19 protein-coding genes are annotated in these 23,547 nt (G+C 48.5%); 14 read left to right on the top strand and 5 right to left on the bottom strand.

Annotation, left to right across the window (positions count from 1 at the left end; all coding sequences use genetic code 11):
* Positions 1–11: 11 nt before the first annotated feature.
* The 9 genes from MJB10_RS06510 (at position 12) to MJB10_RS06550 (ending at position 12,723) form a co-directional block, all read left to right on the top strand.
* Positions 12–2,036 carry a hypothetical protein gene (locus MJB10_RS06510; RefSeq protein WP_314802750.1) on the top strand — a complete coding sequence of 675 codons (2,025 nt, stop codon included), beginning with the start codon at positions 12–14 and terminating at the stop codon, positions 2,034–2,036.
* Between the two features lie 68 nt (positions 2,037–2,104).
* The gene (locus MJB10_RS06515) at positions 2,105–4,414 is read left to right on the top strand and encodes an AraC family transcriptional regulator (RefSeq protein WP_314802752.1); all 2,310 of its coding nucleotides are present in this window, start codon (positions 2,105–2,107) and stop codon (positions 4,412–4,414) included.
* Positions 4,415–4,598: 184 nt separating this feature from the next.
* Complete coding sequence (locus MJB10_RS06520; RefSeq protein WP_397386578.1) at positions 4,599–5,558, top strand: ABC transporter permease; 960 nt, start codon at positions 4,599–4,601, stop codon at positions 5,556–5,558.
* Positions 5,558–6,439 (top strand): carbohydrate ABC transporter permease, encoded by an 882-nt coding sequence (locus MJB10_RS06525; RefSeq protein WP_314802754.1) that lies wholly within the window; start codon positions 5,558–5,560, stop codon positions 6,437–6,439. The genes MJB10_RS06520 and MJB10_RS06525 overlap by 1 nt, the downstream gene beginning before the upstream one ends.
* Positions 6,440–6,548: 109 nt before the next feature.
* Positions 6,549–8,093 carry an extracellular solute-binding protein gene (locus MJB10_RS06530; RefSeq protein WP_314802755.1) on the top strand — a complete coding sequence of 515 codons (1,545 nt, stop codon included), beginning with the start codon at positions 6,549–6,551 and terminating at the stop codon, positions 8,091–8,093.
* Positions 8,094–8,318: 225 nt separating this feature from the next.
* Complete coding sequence (locus tag MJB10_RS06535) at positions 8,319–10,214, top strand: alginate lyase family protein (RefSeq protein ID WP_314802756.1); 1,896 nt, start codon at positions 8,319–8,321, stop codon at positions 10,212–10,214.
* A 79-nt stretch (positions 10,215–10,293) separates the two neighbouring features.
* Complete coding sequence (locus MJB10_RS06540) at positions 10,294–11,199, top strand: AraC family transcriptional regulator (protein WP_314802758.1); 906 nt, start codon at positions 10,294–10,296, stop codon at positions 11,197–11,199.
* Positions 11,200–11,289: 90 nt separating this feature from the next.
* Complete coding sequence (locus MJB10_RS06545) at positions 11,290–12,339, top strand: amidohydrolase family protein (RefSeq protein ID WP_314802760.1); 1,050 nt, start codon at positions 11,290–11,292, stop codon at positions 12,337–12,339.
* 15 nt (positions 12,340–12,354) lie between these two features.
* Positions 12,355–12,723, top strand: a complete 369-nt coding sequence (locus MJB10_RS06550; RefSeq protein ID WP_314802762.1) for a Rieske (2Fe-2S) protein — start codon at positions 12,355–12,357, stop codon at positions 12,721–12,723.
* 494 nt (positions 12,724–13,217) lie between these two features.
* Here the strand turns inward: MJB10_RS06550 and MJB10_RS06555 are convergent, their stop codons facing one another.
* Positions 13,218–13,475, bottom strand: coding sequence for a hypothetical protein (locus MJB10_RS06555; protein ID WP_314802763.1), 258 nt, complete (start codon positions 13,473–13,475; stop codon positions 13,218–13,220).
* A gap of 57 nt (positions 13,476–13,532) precedes the next feature.
* Between MJB10_RS06555 and MJB10_RS06560 the strand changes: the two genes are divergently transcribed.
* Positions 13,533–14,177: a glycoside hydrolase family 88 protein gene (locus tag MJB10_RS06560; RefSeq protein ID WP_314802765.1), complete on the top strand. Its 645-nt coding sequence runs from the start codon at positions 13,533–13,535 to the stop codon at positions 14,175–14,177.
* Between the two features lie 10 nt (positions 14,178–14,187).
* Here the strand turns inward: MJB10_RS06560 and MJB10_RS06565 are convergent, their stop codons facing one another.
* The 3 genes from MJB10_RS06565 to MJB10_RS06575 all read right to left on the bottom strand — a co-directional run bounded on the left by MJB10_RS06565 (position 14,188) and on the right by MJB10_RS06575 (position 15,764).
* A complete protein-coding gene (locus tag MJB10_RS06565) occupies positions 14,188–14,397 on the bottom strand; it encodes a hypothetical protein (protein WP_314802768.1) in 210 nt (69 codons plus the stop codon).
* A 26-nt stretch (positions 14,398–14,423) separates the two neighbouring features.
* Positions 14,424–14,978: a hypothetical protein gene (locus tag MJB10_RS06570; RefSeq protein ID WP_314802770.1), complete on the bottom strand. Its 555-nt coding sequence runs from the start codon at positions 14,976–14,978 to the stop codon at positions 14,424–14,426.
* Positions 14,979–15,224: 246 nt separating this feature from the next.
* A complete protein-coding gene (locus MJB10_RS06575; protein ID WP_314802772.1) occupies positions 15,225–15,764 on the bottom strand; it encodes an AraC family transcriptional regulator in 540 nt (179 codons plus the stop codon).
* Between the two features lie 120 nt (positions 15,765–15,884).
* On the opposite strand from MJB10_RS06575, the gene MJB10_RS06580 reads away from it, so the two are divergent.
* Positions 15,885–16,400: a glycosyl hydrolase-related protein gene (locus MJB10_RS06580; protein WP_314802774.1), complete on the top strand. Its 516-nt coding sequence runs from the start codon at positions 15,885–15,887 to the stop codon at positions 16,398–16,400.
* A 409-nt stretch (positions 16,401–16,809) separates the two neighbouring features.
* On the opposite strand, the gene MJB10_RS06585 is transcribed toward MJB10_RS06580, so the two are convergent.
* Positions 16,810–19,299 (bottom strand): hypothetical protein, encoded by a 2,490-nt coding sequence (locus MJB10_RS06585; RefSeq protein ID WP_314802776.1) that lies wholly within the window; start codon positions 19,297–19,299, stop codon positions 16,810–16,812.
* A 205-nt stretch (positions 19,300–19,504) separates the two neighbouring features.
* Here MJB10_RS06585 and MJB10_RS06590 point away from each other — a divergent pair, with 205 nt between their 5' ends.
* The 3 genes from MJB10_RS06590 (at position 19,505) to MJB10_RS06600 (ending at position 23,545) form a co-directional block, all read left to right on the top strand.
* The gene (locus MJB10_RS06590) at positions 19,505–21,298 is read left to right on the top strand and encodes a cache domain-containing sensor histidine kinase (protein ID WP_314802778.1); all 1,794 of its coding nucleotides are present in this window, start codon (positions 19,505–19,507) and stop codon (positions 21,296–21,298) included.
* Positions 21,299–22,387: a response regulator transcription factor gene (locus MJB10_RS06595; RefSeq protein WP_314802780.1), complete on the top strand. Its 1,089-nt coding sequence runs from the start codon at positions 21,299–21,301 to the stop codon at positions 22,385–22,387. It begins immediately after the preceding gene.
* A gap of 180 nt (positions 22,388–22,567) precedes the next feature.
* Positions 22,568–23,545 carry an ABC transporter permease gene (locus MJB10_RS06600; protein WP_314802782.1) on the top strand — a complete coding sequence of 326 codons (978 nt, stop codon included), beginning with the start codon at positions 22,568–22,570 and terminating at the stop codon, positions 23,543–23,545.
* Positions 23,546–23,547 lie beyond the last annotated feature (2 nt).

Below are 23,547 nucleotides of genomic sequence, written 5' to 3' on the forward strand. Positions count from 1 at the left end.
GGCGCTTAATTTTGAATATCGATGATGTGGCGAAGGGGGCAGACAATATGCAGCTTTTCAAGGCAAGCGGCGATTTGCAGCTGGAACAGACAGAGGAAGGCGGTTGGTTAATCCACACCGGTGAAGCGGGAGGAAGGATAGTCGCGCTTGGTCTCGAGGATTTTGTTACCAATCACTTTCTTGAATTGGAACTTGAGAATCGGAACTCTGGACAGCTTACCTTGCAGATTGAATTTCATCTTCAGCAGGAACCAGGCGAGGAGGAGCAGCCTCCGATTCGATTGAGGACTTCGTTCCTGCCTATGACCCACCTCGTTACGAGCTACGACCTTCAACTGACAGATAATCAGCTGGCGTTCTTGCCGAGATCTCCCGGACGCTTAAAATCGCTTGTCGAAGGCAGACAAACCGATCGTTCGCTCATCTGCGGGTTAGTCATTCGAATTCTTCCGTTTCATAAACCCCAACGGTTCGTTATTCATCGACTCCGTCTATCTCCCAATTCCACGATTCACTCCGTTCGGGCGGTTGAGCCGATCCTCGATAAGCTTGGGCAGCTGAAAAACGCGGATTGGTCAAACAAACTTTCCTCGGAATCGGACATGATCAGTCGGTTGCGTGATGAACTCTTCGCGGCGAAGGAGGATAAGTATGATCGTAATCGTAACGCATTCGGGGGTTTTGTAGCAAAACGTTTTCGGGCAACGGGCTATTTTCGAGTTGACCAGGATAAGGGTGGACGTTGGTGGCTTGTCGACCCGGACGGTTGCGGCTTTTTCTCAGTAGGATTGGACGGAGTACGCCCAGGCGAATATGGCATGGTGACGGGACTCGAGCCTCTCTTTGATTGGCTCCCGAATCAGGACGATCCACTCTACAAGGATGCTTGGCAAATCCATGAGCCAACCAGTAGCAGCTTATTTAGTTTTGCCATTGCCAATCTGATTCGCGCTTTCGGTGAAGAATGGAAGACGAAGTGGATCCAGCTTACAAGAAGCCGGCTGAAGGAGTGGGGAGTTAATACCGTCGCGAATTGGTCTCATCCGGATTTTATCAAGCAGGCGGGGATGCCGTATGTGTATCCACTCGCTGGCTTTCCGAGGACGGAGCGCTGCATCTTTCGCGATTTCCCTGATGTTTTCTCAGAAGAATATCGACAGCTGTCCGAGATATATGCTGTTCAGCTTGAAGCGCTTCGCGAGGATCGGCTGCTAATCGGCTATTTCATGAGCAACGAGCCGAATTGGGCGTATGCGGGTCACATGAACTTGGCAAGGGAGATGTTCCGCTCGTCATATCCCTTCGCCAGTAAGAGTAAGCTGCTTGAATATTTAAGAGCCAAGTATGAAGATAACCTAAGCCTGTTAAACGCGGAATGGAGAACAGAGCTTGCATCGTTTGAAGATATCATGGATTGGAGTCACCAAGATTTCCAGGGCAAGGCGGATGAGGATTTGTTCGAATTTACCGGTCGTATGATCGAACAATTTGTCAAAGTGCCTGCACTCGAGCTTAAGAAGGTCGATCCGCACCATTTAAATCTCGGCATGCGATATGCCTGGATCTCGACGGAGCTTGTGCTGAACGGCTGTGCGTATTTCGACGTGTTCTCACTCAATTGTTACGGCTTCGAGCCTAATTTGCGTGAAATCGCACTTATTTATGAACGAACCGGCAAACCTGTCCTCATCGGTGAATATCACTTCGGAGCCCCTGACGCCGGGTTGCCTACGACGGGGCTGAAGTCTGTAGCCAATCAGGAGGAACGGGGCAAGGCTTATCGTTATTACGTGGAAAAGTGTGCGGAAATGTCCGAAGTGCTGGGCATGCACTATTTTATACTTAATGATCAGTCATTCACAGGTCGGCTTGATGGAGAATGCTCGCAGATCGGTATCGTAGATGGGCGTCATAAGCCTTATCCCTCCATGGTTCAGTTTATGAGACAAACCCATAGTGAATTGTACGATATCCTAATCGGGGCCAAGCCATCGGAAGCCATGGTACCTATACGGATCGAAAGTAACTTTTTTTAAATTGACCGGTTACTCGCAAATTCATACAATAAGGTTGAACACATGTGCGAATATCAGGGGGGTGCCAATTGAAACCAGGTAATGAGCTGGATAGGGTAAGAAAGAGACTATTCAACCGCCGCTCCTTTCTGCACCGTATGATTTATTCGTCCTTAATTGCGACAGTTATCGCTACATTAGCCGTTGGCCTTGGCAGCTATTGGTATTCGGCTTCAGTCCTGCAGAAGGAAATTAGCCGAGCCAACTCCAACGTCCTTCAATCGTCAGCTCAAGCTATTGATCAGAAGCTGCAAAGCATACAGAATGCTGCCTTACAGATGCTGTCGGTCTACCCTTACAGTAATAACTTAGACGACAACTTGTCTCAGAACGACGCCAGTCTCACTTATAGTCTTTCGGCATCTTTGAACGCCTTCAAAAATAATAATCGCGATGTTGCGGATGTCTCTCTTTATATTCGTAATCGGTTTCTTTTGTCAGGCGCATATGGAGGTTATCGAACGGAAAGCTTAATCGATCGTCATCTCTTTGAGGACAGGTTACATGCTGGCAAGGGACTGCAATGGGTATTCGGACAGTACCGAATGACTCCGAATGCTCAATATTCCGGCATATCACTTATGATCAGTATCCCTCTTTCTGTAAGTGATCCGATTGGGATGCTAATTGTAAATGTGAATTCACAACTTTTTGCGGACACTCTTGCCAGATCAAGGCTTTACAAAGATGAAGTGCTCGCCATCATGGATGCCGGGAGGAATGTTGTTGCCACAACTTCCAATCGTTTGTCAGCCGAACAACTCAAGTCCATTGATGAGCTTGCGCCTCATCCAGAAGGGAACTACTACACCGATCCGTACAACGGGATTCGGTATTTGGTGAGCTCCACCAAATCGCCTCTCTACAACTGGAGCTACATCGATTTAATTCCGGTAAGTGAGCTAAATGCCAAGTCCCATGGAATTGCGAATGTAACCATCCTTATATCAATCGTCTTCATCTTGATTGGACTTGTATCTGTGGTCCTCCAAGCAAGAAAGGCTTATCGACCGATTCGATCCCTGCTTCACAGTATTAAGGACGGTCAAACGGCTGGAGATACAGAAGAACTAGCGGATGTCGAGCGACGTTGGTTAGACATGAAGAAGCAGACGGAGACGTACATGGAGCAGCTGCATGGGCAACTTCCAATTCTGCAGGAAACGTTCTCCTTGCAGCTCATTCAAGGGCTTTACCTTCATTATTCTAAAGATGAATTGGATAATCAGTTGAGAAAATATCAGATTCCTGTTCAAGCCAGACATCAGTTATTTCTATTAACGTATGATCTGCCTCTAATGGAAACGAACCGTTATAAGGAGTCCGATCGTGATCTGATTATTTTCGCAATAAGAAATATTGTTCATGAAATGATGCACAGTTACTCAATCAGTGGAATCATTGTAAATTTACTGAATCAGCATATCGCGATCTGGCTGTGGGATCATTCCGAACGGATGGAGTCTGACGGACGAATGGGCTTTGTGGAAGAGACCAGGCGTATTGTCGCCAATTTGCTTAAGTTGCAAGTCACGGCCACGGTAACGGGCGTAACGGAACAAGTATCGGCTCTCCACGAAATGTTCTTGTCAGCCCAGGCAACCCTACGCTCGCGCATTGTAATCGGGGCGAATCAGACGATACAGGATAAAGGGATATGGCAGGATGTTCATCCAACTTCCTATCCGCTTGATCTCGAGCTACAGTACGAAAGTGCCCTGCGTCAAGGGGATTTGGAGAAAGCAGAGCATGCATTGGAGCAATTCAGTATTCGTCTTCAGTCCTCTCAAGTTGGATTCGAACGAGTGCGCATTTTGTATACGCAGCTACTCGCCAGCACCCTGCGTGTTGCTTACTCGAGCGGGTATCAGGTACTGGATGACTGGAAGATGACCGATCCTTATTCGGAGATGAATAAGCTCCAGAAGTTTGAGGATGTGAATAGATGGATTGTTCAGCACTTTGCCAGACCGATCACCACCTATATACTGAACGTCAGGGACCGTCAATACGTGGATGCCATTCAGCAAGTCGTTGAGTTCATACACAAGAATTATCAACACGATATTTCGCTTGAGCAATGTGCCGAGCTATGCGGACTCAGTACGCAGTATCTGAGCAAGCTCTTCAAAAACACCATGGAGACTTCGTTTATTGATTACCTAACGGACGTTCGAATTAACCGGGCGAAGCAGTTATTGAGAGAAACCGATTTGTCCGTACAAGAGATCGCCGCTCAGATCGGCTACTTACCGCAAAATTTTTTCCGAGTGTTTAAGAAATGGGAACAGATGACTCCTGGACAGTACCGGGAGGATTATCTTAAAAATGTAGAGTAACAAAATCGGCCCTCGAGCGCGGAAATTCTGCGAATCGAGGGCTTTTTGCTCATCTCCTTTTTTGCGTATTCCTAGATGTGATTAATAAATGGGAATGAAAAATCGCAAGTTGCTCTATACTTTCCGCACCCGCTACCATTAGGCTATCAACCGACAAGCAAGTGGAGAGGAGGTGGGGACGAAGATGAATAACGTAGTCGAAGAGAAGTTCGCAACACCTGATAAGCGTTCGGCGTCAATGCCAGGATTTGTTCAAATGCTTATTAGAGACTATCGACTGTATGTGTTAGCGTCACCGGGATTGTTGTTTTTCCTTATATTCAAGTACGTGCCCATGTGGGGGTTGTTACTCGCCTTTAAGGACTATTCGCCCTATATGGGCTTCTGGGAAAGTAAGTGGGTAGGCTTTAAGTATTTCGAAGAGTTGTTTCGCAATACGGACTTTCCATTGCTTTTCCGAAATACGTTTGCGATCAGCCTCATGAATATTTTTCTGTTCTTTCCGTTGCCGATCATACTTGCACTCCTCCTGAACGAGGTCAAGAAGCAAGTGTTCAAGCGAGTCGTTCAGACGCTCATTTATTTGCCTCACTTCATCAGTTGGGTCGTGATCGTCGGGATATGCTACTTGTTGTTTAGCCAAGGAGACGGCGTTGTAAACAAATTGCTTGTTGAGGCAGGCTATTCTAAGATCAACTTTCTTTCCAATCCGGACACGTTCTGGTTCATGCTGACCACACAATCAATCTGGAAGGAAGCGGGATGGGGGACTATTATCTTTCTGGCAGCGCTAAGCGGCATCAATCCCGAGCTGTACGAGTCGGCCCAGATCGATGGTGCGAATCGCTGGAAGCAAGCAGTCCACATTACCCTCCCAGGCATTCGGTCTATAATTGTGATCCTGCTTATTCTACGAATGGGATCCATTCTTGAAGTAGGCTTCGAGCACATTTATTTAATGACGAGCTCCCCGGTATCTCATGTTGCGGATGTGTTCGATACGTATGCCTATCGAAGCGGGGTGCAGAACGGACGGTTCAGCTTCGCGACAGCCGTCGGTATTTTCAAGTCAATGATTGGTCTTGTATTGGTAGTGCTTGCGAATAAGCTTAGCAAGCGCTTTGGAGAGGAGGGCATCTACTGATGAAAGCAAAGGCCAGTTCAAGGGTTGCGGATAGCCTCATCTATCTAATGCTTACACTCGTTACATTAATCACGTTTCTTCCTTTTCTCTACATTTTCTTCGTCTCCTTCACAGATGCTCAGGAGTTCCATACGAAATCGATTATTCTGATTCCCGAGAAGTGGAGCCTATCCTCCTACCGCTATATCATGTCAACGAAAATGTTTATCCGCTCCCTGGGTGTCAGCGGGCTTCTCGCCGTGGTAGGGTCCGTGATCGGACTCGCCATAAGTAATACACTCGCTTATACGTTATCCCGCAAGCGACTGCTTGGTCGCAAGTATTTGTTGATGGGCATTGTATTTACGATGCTCTTCAGCGCCGGCATGATTCCTAATTACATTCTAGTCAAGAACCTCGGACTGATGAACACCATATGGGCGTTAATTCTACCGGCGTTGACTGGAGGCTGGAATATCATTCTGATGAAAAGCTTCTTCGAGGAAATTCCGGCGGAGCTTGAAGATGCGGGAAGGATCGACGGCTGCTCGGACTTCGGTATTTATTTCCGCATTATGCTTCCGTTGTCCTTACCCTCATTAGCGGCCTTCGGTCTATTCTACGCCGTCGGCTATTGGAATACGTATTTTGCCGGTGTTCTCTACATAAGCAACGAGACGCTTCGTCCCATGCAGGTCGTTCTGCAAATGATGCTCATTCAAGCCTCCACGCTAGTGGGCAACGCGAGTATCGCAAATGAGCTTCAAGCCGAGCAACAGCTTCCTCCAGAGACAATCAAGATGGCTGCGGTCATTATCTCGACCTTGCCTATCCTGATGGTGTATCCATTCTTGCAGAGGTACTTCGTTCAAGGCTTGACTCTGGGTTCAGTGAAGGGGTAAGGAGTCAGGAATTCGAAAAGGAGTTGAGGAACGCGTAATTAGGTTCGCCGCCACGGGTCTTGTATCACGAAGTCGGAACAACCATAATAGTCTTGGGAGGGTTATAAACATGAGAAATTGGAGTACGAAGTTTCTGACAGGCTCGATCACAATCGCTTTGGCGGCTACAGTGGCAGGTTGCGGGTCTAGTAATCAATCGGGCACGGGTGCTTCCGCTTCCCCGCAGGCTACGAAGGCAGCCAGCAAGGAGCCCATTGCCATTAAAATCTTGACTACAACCTATGCAGAAGCGCCACCTACAGACGTGGAAGCCATCAAGAAGCTTAATGAAAAATTTAATGTCAAGCTGTCATTCGAATATGCGCCTGTTAACGGCTATCAAGAAAAGTTGAACGCGCTTCTCGCTTCCAACGATCTGCCGGATGTAACCTTAGTCTGGGACCTGAATGGTGTTCAGAGCTACGCCAATGCCGCCAAGCAGGGTGCGTTCTGGGAGCTGACTCCGTACATTAAGAATTACTCGAATTTGGCCAAATATGATACTGCGATTTACAAAGGTCTATTATTCGAAGGGAAAACGTACGGCATTCCGCGCGTTCGTCCGCTTGATGGCCATCGCTCCCTTGTGATCCGTCAGGACTGGCTCGATAAGCTCGGATTGAAGGTTCCGCAGAATATGGATGAATTGTGGAAAGTCATGGATGCGTTCACGAATAATGATCCAGACGGAAACGGTAAGAAAGATACGTACGCCGTAGGTGCTACAGGAGAAGGTGGTTTTGCTAATTCCTACACCATTATGTTCGGAACAAGCGATAAGTGGACGTTGGATGGGAAAGGCGGTATTATTCCTTCCTTCCTTACTCCTCAATTCCGACAAGGGATAGAATACTGGAGCAAGGCGTTTAAGGCAGGCTTCCTACCTCAAGATTTACCTATTCTGAAATCAAGCCAGGGCAAGGATCAGATGGTTCAAGGGAAAGCCGGTATTGCCTTTGGCAATGTGAACGATTCCTTTGGCTATAATCAGATTATTCAGAAGACCGACCCTAAGGCAAAATTCGTATCTTACGAGCTGCCAGCCGCTCCCGACGGTAAGCGTTATTATGATAAGGCGTCCGGTTCCTTTGGTCAGATGGTTATTAATAAGAAGAGCGTGAATGAAGAGAAACTTAAGAAAATTCTGGAAATCTATGACTACACAGCAACGAAGGAAGGCTATTTCTTGACGGCTTATGGCATACAAGACGTCGATTACAAGACAACATCCTTGCCTTTCTTGGTGACGCAAACGGAAGAAGGGAAGAAGAAGTACACCTCCAACTCCTCGCAATGGTTGTCGGGCATCTTTAATAAATATTCCCGTGGCGAGTCGTCAGGCATGACTGACGAGGAAATCAAGCATAATTATCAGGTGATCGACGCAATTGCTCCGAACTCGTACCCGGACCCAAGTGCCGGTCTGGTCTCCCCGACAGGACTAGAGAAAGGCGCAGACTGGACGAAGAAGCTGCAGGACGGTGTTATGAACGTAGTCATCGGCAAGAGCAACATGGACGACTTCGACAAGCTGGTGAAATCGTTTAAGGACGATTCGGCTTACCAAAAATATATTGCGGAAATGAATGCAGGCTACAAAGCGAATCAAAAATAAGGAATGCAGGTATTATGCTAGCCCGCGGTAACTCCTACCGCGGGCTTCATTATAAATGATTGAAGAAGAGGATACGGGTTGTATTCGGACAACACAGCTGGTGCCGCCGGCGGAGTATGCAGTGATCAATAATCCAAAAACTGAGTATTTTTCTGTATGTACGATTCTCTTAACTTGGATTATCCTTAAATGAACTATTACCCCATGCAGGAGGTTTCATTTGCTGTGAATGTAGCATTCGAACAGATTGCCTGTTACTTACGCGAGGAAGACCCATCCTTGGTAGAATCTATTGTTATAAAAGCGCAGTTGGCGCTCAAAGGTAAACAGGTACTGCCAGGAACTCAAGGAAAATTGGAATATATCGGTAGTCCGCCAGATTGGACTCACAATAAGTTTAATGATAAGGGCTATGTTTGGACATTAAATCGGATGCAGCATTGGCGCACTTTGGCGCAGGCTTATCTTCTAACCGGTGAGCAATCTTACGTGGAATGTATAAGAAGAGAACTTGCAGACTGGATAGCTAGAAACCCGTGTCCTCCGATTCCTGAACATGCGGAGGAAGCTGCAGTGCTTTTCAATGGGCTAGATGGGTGGCGGCAGTTAGAAGTTGGCTTTCGAATGTGTGAGGTATGGCCATTCGTTCTTACGGTTCTAAAAGGGATCCCAGGCTTCCTTGACATGTTGGAGGAGCAAGTAAAAGACGTCGTAAGGCAACACGGAGTTGTTCTTCGGCAAATTAGCCCCATGTTGTTCCCGAATGCCGATCATAATTTTTACTTTACGCAGATGGCGGGGCTATTATCGGTTTCTATCCTCTATCCGGATTTGCCTGACGCCAAAGAATGGCGTAAATTTGCGCTGGATGAGCTGGATCGGGGTCTGGTTCGCCAATTCACAGCGGAGGGAGGGCAGGTAGAAGGCTGCCCGCATTACCATAATGCCGTGATCAGTCACCTAAGCAAAGTTGTATACCATGCGATGCGAAGTGATATCACTTTTTCACCGTTCTTTCTGAAGCGGATGAAGCTCGCTGTCGATTATGCGGTACAGACCTGTCGGCCAACTGGAGCAGCGGTTCCGTGGGGTGATTCGGACCCCGATGAGTACCCTGGTGAAATAGCTTGGATTGGAGCGTTGATATACGGCACGCATAAACAGTTGCAAATTGTGCAAGGATTAATGGGCAGAGCAAGATCGACTTCTATGGCAAACAAGCTCTTCTTCCACTATCCCGAACTGTTCCATCTTCTCCGTGACAGCGATCAAACGGAAGAACCAGGGAATAGGGAGGAACCTCCCAGATTGTACTGGCACAAGGAGTTAAAGCAGGTTACGATGCGATCGGACTGGTCAAGGGAGGCATACAGCGTTTTCTTCGCATGTCGGCTGCCTGTTTACAACAGCCATGCGCATGTAGACCCAGCGAGCTTCGATTTCACAGCATTAGGCAAAGCACTTGTAATCGATCCGGGGCGTTATGGATATTGGCGGGAGCCGGAGCGACGTCATTTTAAATCCGGTTCCTGGCATAATACAATTTTGATTAACGGTAATGAGCCGTTTGAGTATGTGGATTCGTGGACATTCGGACCCCAGGAATCGGGGTGGATTGAAGGCTGTGAGGATGATGGAGAATGGTTAAGAGCCTCTGCCGTTCATTATAGCTACAAGCCTTCAGTCCATAGACGCGAGTTGGTCCTAGTGCCAGGTCGCTTTCTGGCGGTTTTGGACACCTTGACCGGTCTTCAGCATGAGGATATTGTGTCGCAGTATTGGCACCTTGATGCAGAAGACGTCCGCTGGGATGATACGGAGCAGATGGCGGCATCGTTCAACAAGGATGTAAACGTTGCGGTTTACTCCAGCGGAGGCTTAAAAGGGGAGTTACTTCCCGGTCTAATCTCGGAAGCGATGGACCATTCTCGGCCTTCTGTACGACTGGAGTTGACTGATGTCGCAAATACGAAGCCGACCCGACGCTATGCTACTATTATTGTGCCTTATCGTGGTCAGGACCGACCACTATGCAAGGTACAGTTGCATGAGACAGGAGAGAATGCTGGTTGTGTTGTTGCCTATAAAGGCGAGTTGATTCATCTACCACTACAGGGATGAGGATATTCTCTGTATTTGCGTGACAGCTTGGTATGTTAGAGTGGAGGTAAGGATTTCTGGATCGAGCAGGAGGGAATGCATGAGCCTTGAAGGACCGATCGTACCCGGTGGAGATCCACGGTGGAATAGGGAAGTGGAGGAGCGGCTGAAGGAGTTTCCGATTCATATTCAACTGGATGAACCGATCACTCAGACGACGTGGCATCAACAGCCAGGTGTTGAGATTCATATCACAAGTGAAGGACGGGCAGCGTTCGTCTCGGGGGACCACTTCTGGGTTCAAAAGGCGAGGCGGGTGATCGTTCATCGAGGGGGCCAGCCCCACCGCTTCATCGGTCTTGCCGAGAAAACCTTCAAGCGTACGGTTGTTTGCTTCGATCCTGACGTGTGGATGGGATTATCCGAGAAGAACTTGTTGCCGCTCATGGCGCTAGACTGGCTGCGGGAGGGCGAGCCCTTACAGCTGGAACTGGACGTAGAGGCCTATGCTCGCATTCAGGAGCAAGCCCGTGTTATCGAGCAAGAGCTGCGGATGAAGTCAGAAGGCTGGAGGGAGCTTGGGCTCGCAAAGTTGCTGGAGATGGTCGTGCTCCTGAAGCGGATGTCCTCTCCTGTCTTCTCCAAACCCGAAGACGATCAGCAAGTATCTGCCCTGGTTCAACACAGTATCGAATACGCGCTTCAGCATCTCGAGGAGGAGTTGACGCTGGCGAGGATGGCCAAGCGATTCGCCATCAGCGAAGAGCATCTGACGCGCAGCTTCACGCGAGAGATCGGAACTAGCTTTCATCGCTTCCTCATCGCAGCTCGCATCTCGAAGAGCTGTGAGCTGATGACGGAGAAGCTGGGAATGCCAATAAGCGACATTGCCTTGCAAGTTGGATACTCTACGCTCGCGCATTATAGCCATATGTTCAAGCAAATAACGGGTATGAGTCCGACCCAGTATCGCAAGGAATGGACATCAAGTTTACGCAAATCTTAGGTCAATCGTGCGAAAGCGCTCCCTCCCTCGACTTGATACAATCGAAGTAGAAACGAGGGTTATCATTATGATACTAGAGGGAGTGCCGCTATGATTATTGACTGCGACGTGCATCACGCCCGGAAGGATTCCCGGGAGCTTGCGGAATTTTTACCTGAGCCTTGGCGAAGCGAATTGTTGAAATATGGCGAACGGAGGCTGGATTCCGGCATTCTTCAGCAGGAAGGTGGAATGCGTGGTGATTCGTTCCCACCTGCAGGAGGCCCGCCAGGCGGGGATCCCGATTATCTGATCGAGCAGCTCCTTGATAAATACGAATATTCTTATGCGCTCCTCACCGGTTCGGGCCATCACATAACGGGCATTCCTGATCCGGACTATGCCGCAGCTATGGTCTCGGCATGGAACGATCATACGATTAAGCATTGGCTTCCCAAAGATAAGCGGTTCAAAATGGCGCTCTGGGTCGCCCACCAGGACCCCCTCTTGGCGGCCAAGGAGATCGAGCGTCTCGGCGATCACCCGGACATCGTAGCCGTCTGGTTCTCCTCGACAAGTCGGGTGTCGTTCGGCAATCGCTTCTTCTATCCGATCTACGAAGCGGCGGAGCGCAAAGGCCTTCCGATCGGCATTCACCCGGGCCAGGGCGGAGCGATGTTCGCGCAGGCTTCCCCAACGGCATCGGGGATTGCCCGCAGCTATCTGGAGTGGCATACGGGAGTCTCACAGATTTATATGGGCCACCTGACGAGCCTGCTCCTTGAGGGCGTGTTCGAGCGGTTCCCGAAGTTGCGCTTTTTCCTTGTCGAAGGAGGGGTGGCTTGGCTACCGCACTTGCTGTGGAGGATGGATGCTCATTATAAAGGGCTTCGTCAGCAAGCTCCTTGGCTGAAGCGACTGCCGAGCGAATATATAGCTGATCATGTACGGCTCACGACGCAGCCTCTAGAGGAGCCTCGCAAGCATGAGCATCTCCACCAAATCTTCGATATGATCGATGCGGAGAATCTCTTGATGTTCGCGAGCGATTACCCGCATTGGGACTTCGATGAGCCTACGACCGTCGTGAAGAAGCTTCCGGCATCCGCTCGTCAGAAAATCATGCATGACAACGCCGCCGCCTTCTTTGGGCTGGGTTGAAGGAGGAGATGGATAATGGCACTCCATCATGTGGCGGATATCGGCGATCTCCAGGAAGGGCAACGCAAGCTGGTGACGATCGGGAAGCAGCAGATTGGTATTTTTCATGAAGAAGGGAAGTATTACGCGGTTCTCAATGTTTGTCCGCATGCCTATGCTCCGGTTTGCGAGGGTAAGGTTGAGGCACCTCTCATGGCTGAGGTGGTGGGCAGTCAACCATCCGCCGTCTATGAGCTGGACTCGGGTCGAAGGGTGCTTCGGTGTCCGTGGCATCACTGGGAATTCGAACTGAATAGTGGGAAACCAGTATGCAGTGGGATTAAGATGCGGTTGAGAACGTATACGGTCCATCAACAGGACGGGCGTTTATATGTAGAAGTGTAGGAGGTTGTGTCAAGTTGGCTTCATATGTTCTCACTTCTCAAGCAGATGGATCGGAGAGTGCCGTTCCTGCCGGCAAACGAATTCCGTTCGGGTGGAAGGCACTTTCAATTGGCAAAGGTCCGGAGGAAGCGGTGCGGCTTCGGTTTGCAACTCACCCCAAGCCTACAGGCAAGGCGTGGCTGCGGGTTTCTATCGCGTTGGATTTGCGGGAAGAGGTGGTGGTGGAGGCTTTGAATGCTGCTACCGGAAAGCGGCTCGGCCTATTCGATATTCGATTCGCCTCCGTGCTTCAGCCTCACCAGAGTGAATTAACTGCTGCCCAAGTGGACGAGGCTGGCCGGGACGGCGTGGAACTGAGGCTTGTACGGGGGAGTGCTCCGGTTTGGATCTTCTCCGAAGTGCCTGTGGAAGCGCCACTTCTCGCGCCTCATATCCTCTATGAAGAGGAGAAGACTAGTCTCCCCATGGAAAGACTCCAGGATACGATGGCCTCTTTATCGTCGGTCCAAGCCTTCGGTTGGCTGGAAGGGTGCGTTCTGGATGGGCTGCTTGACCTCGAGCAGGCGTTTGGAGGCGGTCGTTTCCGCGAAGCGGCCGAAGCCCATCTCCGTCTCTTTTTCGATGAGAAGGGGGAGTTGCACTACGAGAACCCGCGCAGCGAGCCGGTAGATGGCAAGGTGTACGGGATTGAAGGAACGCTGCCGTTCGCGACGCTCGCTCAATTGAAACCGGAGCACCCGGCGATCGAGCATGCCTTGACCTTCTGGCTGTCGGAACGCCAAGAGGACGGTGCCATATTGGACGGCTCGATGCTGTCTGGCGAGGGAAGCTACACGATCGCGTATCCGATGGCGATCCTGGCTCGGCAATATGGACGGTCCGACCTGGCGTCGCTCTCCCTCCGTCAGCTCGAGGTGCGCAGGGAAAGACTCGTTATTGGAGAAGACTTATACCTCCGTCATCATGCGAACGGTACCCGCAGCTTCTGCAACTGGTCGCGCGCCTATGCTTGGTACATGCTGGGCTTGGCTCGCACGCTTCGCGAGCTGAAGGGCTGGGAAGGCTTGGGGGACAGCGAGCACAGCAGGATCCAGGAGCTGGAGCGGGAGCTTGCACGCGTGTCCGATGTGGCCATATCCCGCCAGCAGCCTAACGGCCTGTGGTGTGTCTATGTCAACGAGCCCGTAACGGGTCCGGAGACGTCAGGTTCCTCGGCCATAGCGACCGCACTGGCGATCGGGGTGAAGCTGGGCGTGTTGGGAGATAGAGCGGCAGCTGCGGCGAAAAGGACCCGAGACGCGCTAGACGACTTTCTAACGGCAGATGGGGTACTAGGCGGTGTCAGCCAGAACAACAAGTCTGGGGAGGAGCTTCAGCGGGATGGCTACCGCATCCTGTCCCAGATGGGGACGGGATTGGCGACCCAGCTATACGCGGCATTATTCGCTCAATAAAGACGTAACTCTAATGAGCTCGCGGTAAGCCATTACCGTGGGCTTTTTGCCATTCCTTGCTGAGGTATTCCGAAGGGGTATATCCGAACGACTCCTTGAATTTTTTGTGTACAACGCGGCAAGCATGTTTCAGAATAATGCGTTCGCAGAGCATTCGCATAGTGGATACCGCTTCTTCCGCCTTTCCTTGCTTCAGACTCTCCAGAATCGCGTTCTCCATTTCGGTTAGAGTGTCCACCTCGTTCCTCAATAGCTGGTCTGTTCGTCTTCTGCAAGCTTGAGCTTGCCGCTAAGGGAAACAGCATGCAGGTAGAGGATGAATGCAGCACGATTCTCGCTGAAGCTGGTGTTGTTCACAGGTCTTATGTAAGTGATGACCGGAAGGGGAATTCGCTTGTTGACATCGGTACGAGTGTCCAGCCAAGCTCCATAGGAGTGCATTTTACTTACTAGATCAATCGCTCTCGCATCGCCGAATTCATCGGTATCCAGAAGCAAACTTTTGGATGTAAAGATTTTCTTCTGAGCAGTGTTATAAAAATCAATTTCGGCAACATGTTCCAACCCGCTGCGCAAATTGTTCAGCACCCCGTATAAATCAAGCATCGTACGCACATTACGAGAGCTTAGCTCCTCTTGCGTAAATTGGAGAAGCGAGTTGTTCTGGTAGGTATATTGAAGCATCAATTCGTCGAACTTTTTAAAAACGCCATTCATTTCTTTCTCTACTTGATTAAGGAATGCCATATGCGTCCGATTGGTTTCGGCGCTGATTACCCGGTTGCTGATCTCTGAGGACAATAGCCCGAACAGAGCAACCGGTATGCTCGAGAGCAGCAACAGCGAGATGAGAAGTTTTTAATGAAATGTTCCTCTTGCGCTTATTGGTTTCATGACAGTCTCCCGATGATAGGGTGATCGGGCGTTGTCTCCATTATAGCATGTGAGATTGACGAACCAACAAACACTTTTTGTTTGGCAACTAACAATACTTGCAGGGTTTCGCGGAAAAAGAACAACTGCCGGCTCAGAAGAGAGGTTCACTATCTATAGCTTTTGTAGATGTGCTCGCAGCTCAGCTGGCGGGAGGTATCCATACTTCCGAAACACTTGGTACATATAGTATCGGCTGGTAAATCCGCAGCAAAGGGCGATATCCTCGATGGATAAATTGGAGTGCTGCAGCGAGTATACCGCCTGCTCTAATCGGTATTTTACAATAAGCTCCATCAAGGAGCATCCCAACTGCTTTTGCAGCAGACGATTGATTTGCCGTGGGGAGAGAAAGACAAGGTGGGCTACTTCCTCTGCAGTAATTGGGCGGTGAAGCTCATTCTGAACGAATTCTTGTATCCGGTTGAGGCGAAGCTCGTTCTCTGCTTTAGGGTCACGATGCGTACTCTCTGCGCGGTAGCTTTGGATGGACTGGAGGACGTCCACCATCAAGTCGATGAGAATGGCTTGGACACGCAGGTGAGAGCCCACACGGGGCGCTTCAAGTTCGTTGAAGATACGCTCAAACTTTTGGTCTATACGGGCATCATCCTCGAAGGCGTGAGGATAACAATGGGAGAAATAATTTTTCATCGTTTGATATTCTATGCTTTCTTGATGTTTATGGTCCTCCGATTTGCCATCAGCAGGCAGTAACTCCCAACGCAGGCAGTATTCGCCCATTGGGTTGGGCACGATATCAAGGACGGTCAAATGCGGATCACACTTCTGAAGGCACCGAAATACCCGGATACCACCTGCGATATCGGTCATCATCATTTTACATATTCGCTTTATCTGCATGAGGGGGATTGGAGAACAGGGCGGGTGGACGAGGAGGGCTGGAAATTCAACGTTCCATTCCTTGTATATCCAATTGCTCCGGAATCGGAGGCTGTAAGTGAAAAGACATGGTTGACCTTGGAGTCAGCCGGAGGTGTGTTCTTGTCGGCCCTGAAGCCTGCGGAGGATGGATCCGATGATTTAATCCTGCGACTATACGAGAATCATGGAGCGAGGACTCCGGTTAAGGTTATTTTTCCGCACACATCTATTTTGTCTGCATCCGAATGCGATTTGATGGAACGGGAGCTTCACTCGCTAAACGTAGTCGATACATCGATTTGTCTTGCGTTTACTCCCTTCGAAATTAAGACGATCCGCATGAAACGCCTACAAGGCGTCCAATTCCATGCAACCGGTTTTCCATTCCGTGGAGATAGTTACTAATTTTGGTAATCTTTTCAGCAAGATTGTAGTTACATTATTTCTTCTGCCGACGGTTGTGATCAAAGGGCAGAAGATGATGCTTCTGGTGACCAAGGTTCCAATATGGCTTACTTACGATGGACATTCCTATGGTGTGGTAAAGAATTGGACCATCTATGAGGACTTGCTGCGGAAAGTGTTTACAAGATACAAGTGGAAACTTACTTACGTTGGGGTATGGAACGAGACTGATAACTCACACTATTAGGAAAATGAAGAAGTGGACCTTAAGTGGGCTCACTTCTTCTATTTTGTTTGCAACAAACCGGCTGTTAACCAAGGTTTGAAGGGTTATAGAAGTGTCTTTGTAATGGGATTCCATGTAGGGGATGAGGATGTAAGCATTGTCCGGGACTGGAGGCGGCTGGTTCTAGGGAAGCTTCCAAAGCGTAAGATTGTCAATGCTGAGTTGCTTATATTGGGAAGTACCGCCTTGTGTAAAATAGATTCCGCCGAATTCATCCAAATTGGAAGAAATGGTTGAGATCCAGCTTCCGTTGTTCTGGGTGATGCCGCCAATGGACAGGGTAAATTGATCGGTATTGTAATCGATAATTCCCGCCAGGGTAACATAAGACCCTTTGACTAGTTTATAATCGGTGCCGCTTGCTGTCTTCGCTTTTATGGAATTGCTGCCACTGTAATACTTCAATTGTCCGTTATCCGCTATTTCCAATCGAACAGCTCTTCCTGTCAGGGACCCGTTGCTATCTCTCCCAAACGACAACAGCCATGACATTCCGCTCTCCATCGTGGCCGGATCGGAATCCAGCCGTACATCCACACTGAATTGGACTTGACCACTTATGGGAGAAGTGGGATAACCGATCTGTCCACCCAATTCATTGGAGACAGGCTTATAATAAATACTTTTGTTTGCTTGTGCTTGTAAACTGGATTGAGCGGCCGCCCCCCCACCATTGCCTATCCCATTTACGATCGTAAATATATTGGCTACATCCGAACTCCACTTGGTACCAACGGCGGATGGACTCCCCTTCACGTCATTCCCCACGGTGTAACCTTCCCCAGGTTCAAAGCCTATTTGAATTCCTGTCACTGAAGGCAACCCTGCGGTTGGCGTATAAGGGACGGCTGAGGTGGAACTGGAAGTTCGCGGCACGGTGATATCGAGTCTAGAGCCATCATTCTTATATACCCACCATTTGATGCTTGTTACGTTGGGAACACTTGTATCAAAGCTCAAGTCGGTGCCAATGGTTTGCTCGACGCCCCCGCTTGGTGTGACATAAGCGCTATAGTTCCGATTGACGACATCCACAGTAAGCCGAATACTGTAAGAAGTATTAGCGGAATATGATACGTTGCTTGCCGCATAGGCCGATCCGTTGAACGCTTCAATCTTGCCATTGGAGTTAAAGCGCAGCTTCAAAACGGTTTTTCCACCGAAAGAAGCCTTGTCATTAGCAAGCCCGATATAACTGATGCCACTGGTAGAGCTTGGTTTTACTTCCGCCTGAAAGGTAAAGGTACGAGTCTGCGGCGTGAGCATCGTTTCATTAAGAGAGAGTTGAGTTGTATTCCATTGGGATAACGGAACTGGATTAATAGCAGTCGTTATTCCATTTGCGATTCTGGAACGCTCTTTACGCAATATTTCCACTCCTGTGCGGATCGTTACGGCGCCGATATTATGATTCATCCTTGTTCCGGGCCAAGTCCATTTGGATACGCCGTAGGTTGAACCGATGTTCATGAATCGGGGCTGGAAATACGCGAATCCGTCCCAAACCCCCGCTTGGAGAATTTGGGGTGTTGTCATTGTGGGGAGCCCTTGCAACGCTTCAACGGATTGGGCATAATCGATAAAGGTCTGATGGAGATCTCCTGCAATGTCGTACCACGTGTCAAAAATACCGTCGCGCAATGCTGTATCCGTTGTATTGGCATATACATCCCACGATGATTGACCACCGTGTTTGGCCACGTAAGACAATGTAGCTAGGGCATGAAGACCGTGCCTTACGGTATCGATCCCGTGAAGGCCGTCACGGTCATTCATCTCCTTGGAGAATCCTGGTCGATCAGGAAATGCAGGAGTTGCACTGGGATTAGGCGGATAATTAAGCTGGGAGAATACTTGCTTCATACTACGATTGGGATCATCAAAATAAGACTGAAAACGCAATCTATCTTGAAGGACAAGTGCGATCACATGAGCTTGGGCAGCAGCGCTCATGCTTCGGTTGTTTGCGAGATCCGGATATAAGGCTCCTGTGCGTTCCCATAACTGGTCTGCAACATCACCAAGCCAACGATCGATGACTTCCCGTTCCTGGGACGTAATATCATCGCGAATGGCGTCATACGATTGCAGAGCGCCCGAGAGCCAGGAACGCAAGGCAATATCCCCCTCAAACCAGCCTGCCTGGAAGGGAAGAGGTGGGTCCTCGTGTCCATTCAGGTCTGAGGATTGCTGGGGAATATTATTGGTAAACATGCTAGCGGGACCAGCTTGAATGATATCCATCCAATTGCTCACCATTCGCTTAAGGTATAAATCGGTTTCAGAGCTAGGGACTCCACCATATTGGCCATACTTTAATGCCATATAGGTGGCACTTAACAACTCCTGGGCAATCCCCATGTCGTATACCCACATGGAGGCATGATCCAATGGCGTAATCGGCCATGCGGATCCGTAAAGATGGAAGGTTCTTGCCTCCGTTCGAATGGAATGAAAGCCAGGTGACTGGTAAAGCGCGACTGCATCCTCAGGGGTCATAAATACCCACCAGGTTCTAGAGACGCCGGCATGGGCAGGTGTTCCCAACGGCAGGCAGCTAGCTATAAGACTAATGACAGGCATAACAGCCAAAATCGTTTTTCTTACGTACATCACTTCGCTCCTTTCAAATATGTATTCGCTTACATAATCATTGTAAGAGAATAAGATTTTAGGGAACAAGAAGGTGATCGTACAATCATACAGGGGAATCGTACATTATGGATGGGAACTATGGACACACGACAAGGTTCATTATACAGTAATCATATCGGGAACATCTTTCGGTAGGGTGGTTATTGTGCCAATGAATAGGAATATGAAAAGAAATAGGACCTCCTTGCAGCGAAAATTGCTGATCATGAATATTTCGGTGATCTTATGCATGGTTCTGTCCATCGGGTTATTCAGTTATTATGAGACCTCGCGAACAATCCGACAGGATGTGGAGCGCTTTAGCAATCTGGTACTCAAGCAAGGAAATTTGAATTTAAATCGGTACTTTAATGAATATGAGCAGGCTCTGTCGCTGATTGGATTAAGCAGAGATTATCAGGAATGGATCAATGCGAGCCAAGGGAACCGGATCCAAATGTATTTGGCCTACACGCAGCTGGAGGAGAAGAATTTCACACCCTTTAACCGCTTGCATCCAGAGATAGTAAGTATCACCTTATATAATAGAAATGGAAATGAAATGTCTTATGCGCTCAAGGGGATGGACAAGGATTATACCGTAACTAGCGAGCCTTGGTTCCAAACGCTACCAGAGAGCGGTAAAACGCAGATTTACTTAGTTCAGTCGCATCATATCCTGACCTCTGACGGGAAGCCGACATACATGCCTTTGCTCTCTTTTGTCAAAAACTTCACCACCTATAATGGACAAAACGGTTTTATTAAGATGGATGTTTCCCTGGAACCGATCAACCGTATTCTCAATGAAATGGAGCTTGCCGAGAACGGCATCGGATTCATCGTAGACAAAAATGGGATCATCGTAGCCCATCCGAATACCGAGCAAATCGGTCATGCTGCAGACGCCGATCTTATGAGGGAAGTTCAGCAAAAGGAAAATGGATTTTTCTCCAGAAAAAGAACAAATGAACTTGTCATGTTCCAGACCGTTCCATTTACTGGTTGGAAATCTGTTGTGGAGGTTCCATTCGGGGAAGTATCCCAGAGCATTGTCCGAGTGCGCAATATGACATTCAGCATATCCATCATTGGAATTATGGCTGCCAGCATACTGATCGTAACACTTATATCGAAATATATGGCAGGAATTCGCAATATAAGGCAGGTCATTAAACAAACGGAGCTTGGTAAAATGGAGCCAAGAGCGACGATCATCGGACATGACGAGGTGGGGGACCTCGGAAGAGCATACAATTCCATGCTGGACAATTTGCAGAGTGTCATCCATCAATTGTCGGAATCGAAGGTGAAGCAAAAGGAGGCAGCCTACCATGCGCTCCAATCCCAAATTAATTCTCATTTTCTGTATAATACGCTTGAATCGATTAATTCCCTTGCCAATATGATAGATCATCAGCCCATTCAGACGATGACCGTGGGCTTGTCCAGAATGCTGCGTTATTCGGCTGCTTTGCACGACAGGAACGTAACCATCGGAGACGAGATCCGGCACGTCATTCATTTTATGAATATCATTAAAATACGCTACGAGGAAAAGTTTCAATATGAAATTGAAGACTTAGAGGGATGCTCGGAAATTCCCTGTATCGTGGCTGTTTTCCAGCCTATCGTCGAGAATAGCATCAAACACGGCTTAGAGAAAACCGGGCTTCCCTTGTTTGTTCATATTCGTCTCATACGGGAGTCCACCGAATATATGGCTGTTCATTTCCAGGACAATGGCCCTGGCTTTACGCAGGACGAGCTTGATCGTTTATCTCAACAGCTTCATGATCCGGACTTTTTGGTTAAGTACAACCACTTGAAGCACATCGGCCTCCTTAACGTCCATTACCGGATACGGATGATGTTTCCCGATTCCGAAGCAGGTGTATTTCTGGCTAATGCAGAGGGTGGAAGAGGAGCGCTGGTAACCTTGCGTTTTCCTTGTCAACCAGTAAAGGGGGCTGACTAGATGTATCGTATACTTGTAGTGGATGATGAACCCATTATCCGTAACAGTTTGTCAAAGCGCATAGAACAATATAGTGAGCTAACCGTAGTATCAGGAAGTGTATCCAACGGTAATGAAGCATTAGAATGGCTGGAGCAACATTATGCGGATCTGTGCATTACGGACGTACGCATGCCCATTGTCGACGGATTAACATTAATAGAGGAAATTAACGGGAAATATCCTTGGATGAAGTCCATTATCGTATCCAGCTATGATGATTTCAGTTATGCCAAAAAAGGGCTTCAACTGGGGGCAGTCGATTATTTGCTCAAGCCCTTAGACGCTGACATGCTGTACGAATCGTTGAGTCGTACGGTGGCTGTTATCGATGAGCATCGGCATCGGCATGCAACGGACCTTTTGACTGGTTGTCTGCCCCAGAATCGGCATATGCTGGACCGTTGGATTGAACATGTACAGACGTACAAGTTCGATACGATGCCTCTCATGGTTGTTGATACGTTGGAAATGCTAGAGGGCTGGGTAGGGACGAATTATTATTTGCTCAACCCACTTGCAATGGTATGGCTAAAATTGGTAGTAGACTCCATAAAATCCGACCGGACCGATCTTCAATTGGAAGAAGGGAAGGATTTAGGCTTGGGTGAGAAGACGATCCCACTGGCCAAGCTCCGAAGCTACTTCCGGTTGTGCGCGGTTCGAAGGCTGGAGGAAGGAGCGCATCGTTTGTTTCAAGCCACGAAGGGACTGCGTGATATTCAATCCCGTAGAGTTGTGGAGCAAATCAAACTCATGCTTAAAGAGCACTACACGGAAAAGCTTAGCTTGCAGGATGTTGCTGACCATGTGGAGATGAGCCGCAGCTACATCGTGAACCTTTTTAAACAGGAAACGGGTACGACCATATGGAACTATGTTGTTTCCCTTCGGATGATGAAGGCCAGGGAGCTCTTGCTGTCTACTAACATGAAGGCTTATGAAATTTCCTTTGCTGTGGGTTATGACAATAGCATGCACTTCTCTCAGTTGTTTAAGGGTTATTACGGGCTTAGTCCTATGGAGTATAAGAAACGAATGGAAAACTGACAGAGAAGCGTTCTTCCACTGGGAGAGCGCTTCTTTTATTTATGCGAATATTATTCTTTTATCCCATGTGAAATCGTTATATTACAAATAAAATGCTCATATCCCCTCGTTGAGGTGGCTCGATGGAGACTGGTACAATAAGCCTATACAAAGAAGATGTTGATGGATGGAGGAAACCCCATGTATGCAGAGAGGATCGATGTGTCACCGAACCGTACGGTTAGCACAACGAACGGAAGGGATAAGAGACAAGGCCTTGGCAGCTATATCCGCAAGTATAATGCGTTTTATGTCATGCTAATTCCCGGTTTGCTGTACTTTTTCGTGTTTAAGTATTTGCCATTGATAGGAAGCGTTATCGCATTTCAGGATTACAATTTTATGCTGGGGCTGGAAGGCTTCTGGAAAAGCCCTTGGGTGGGACTAAAGCACTTTGAAGCCATTTTCGAATATCCCCATCTACGAAATATTGTTTGGAACACAATTATTTTAAGTATCTATCAAATTGTGTTTTCGTTTCCTGCACCGATCATTCTGGCACTCTTGCTTAATGAAATTAGGATGATGGCAGCTAAGCGGGTTCTTCAAACGATTGTGTATTTACCTCACTTCTTTTCCTGGACTGTGGTTTTTGGATTTTCCTTCATGCTGCTATCCTCCCGGGGACTGGTGAATGAGCTCATTGGTTCATTAGGAGGGGAACCGATCATGTTTCTACAGAGTGTCGATCATTTTCGTTCTATCATGGTGATCTCAGGGATGTGGAAGGAGATGGGATGGAGTGCCATTATTTACTTGGCGGCTATTGCCGGAATCTCCCCTTCCCTTTATGAAGCGGCCAAAATGGACGGCGCCGGAAGATGGAAGCAATTTGTTCATATTACGATGCCGGGATTGCTCCCAACCGTCATGATTCTTCTGCTGCTCAGAGTTGGAAATGTACTGGAAATTGGTTTCGAGCAAGTGTTTGTATTTCAGAATCCGGCGAATCTGCCCGTATCTGAAATCCTTGACACCTATGCATACCGTACTGGCATACAAACCGGCTTGTACAGTGTCACAGCAGCTATTGGTTTGTTTAAGTCACTGGTCGGTATGACCTTATTATTGTTTGCGAACCGCATTAGTAAATCAACGACCGGAGAGAGCATCTATTAGGA

Origin of the sequence: Paenibacillus sp. MBLB1832 (genome assembly GCF_032271945.1) — a bacterium.
In the GTDB taxonomy this organism is placed as follows: Bacteria; Bacillota; Bacilli; order Paenibacillales; family NBRC-103111; genus Paenibacillus_E; species Paenibacillus_E roseopurpureus.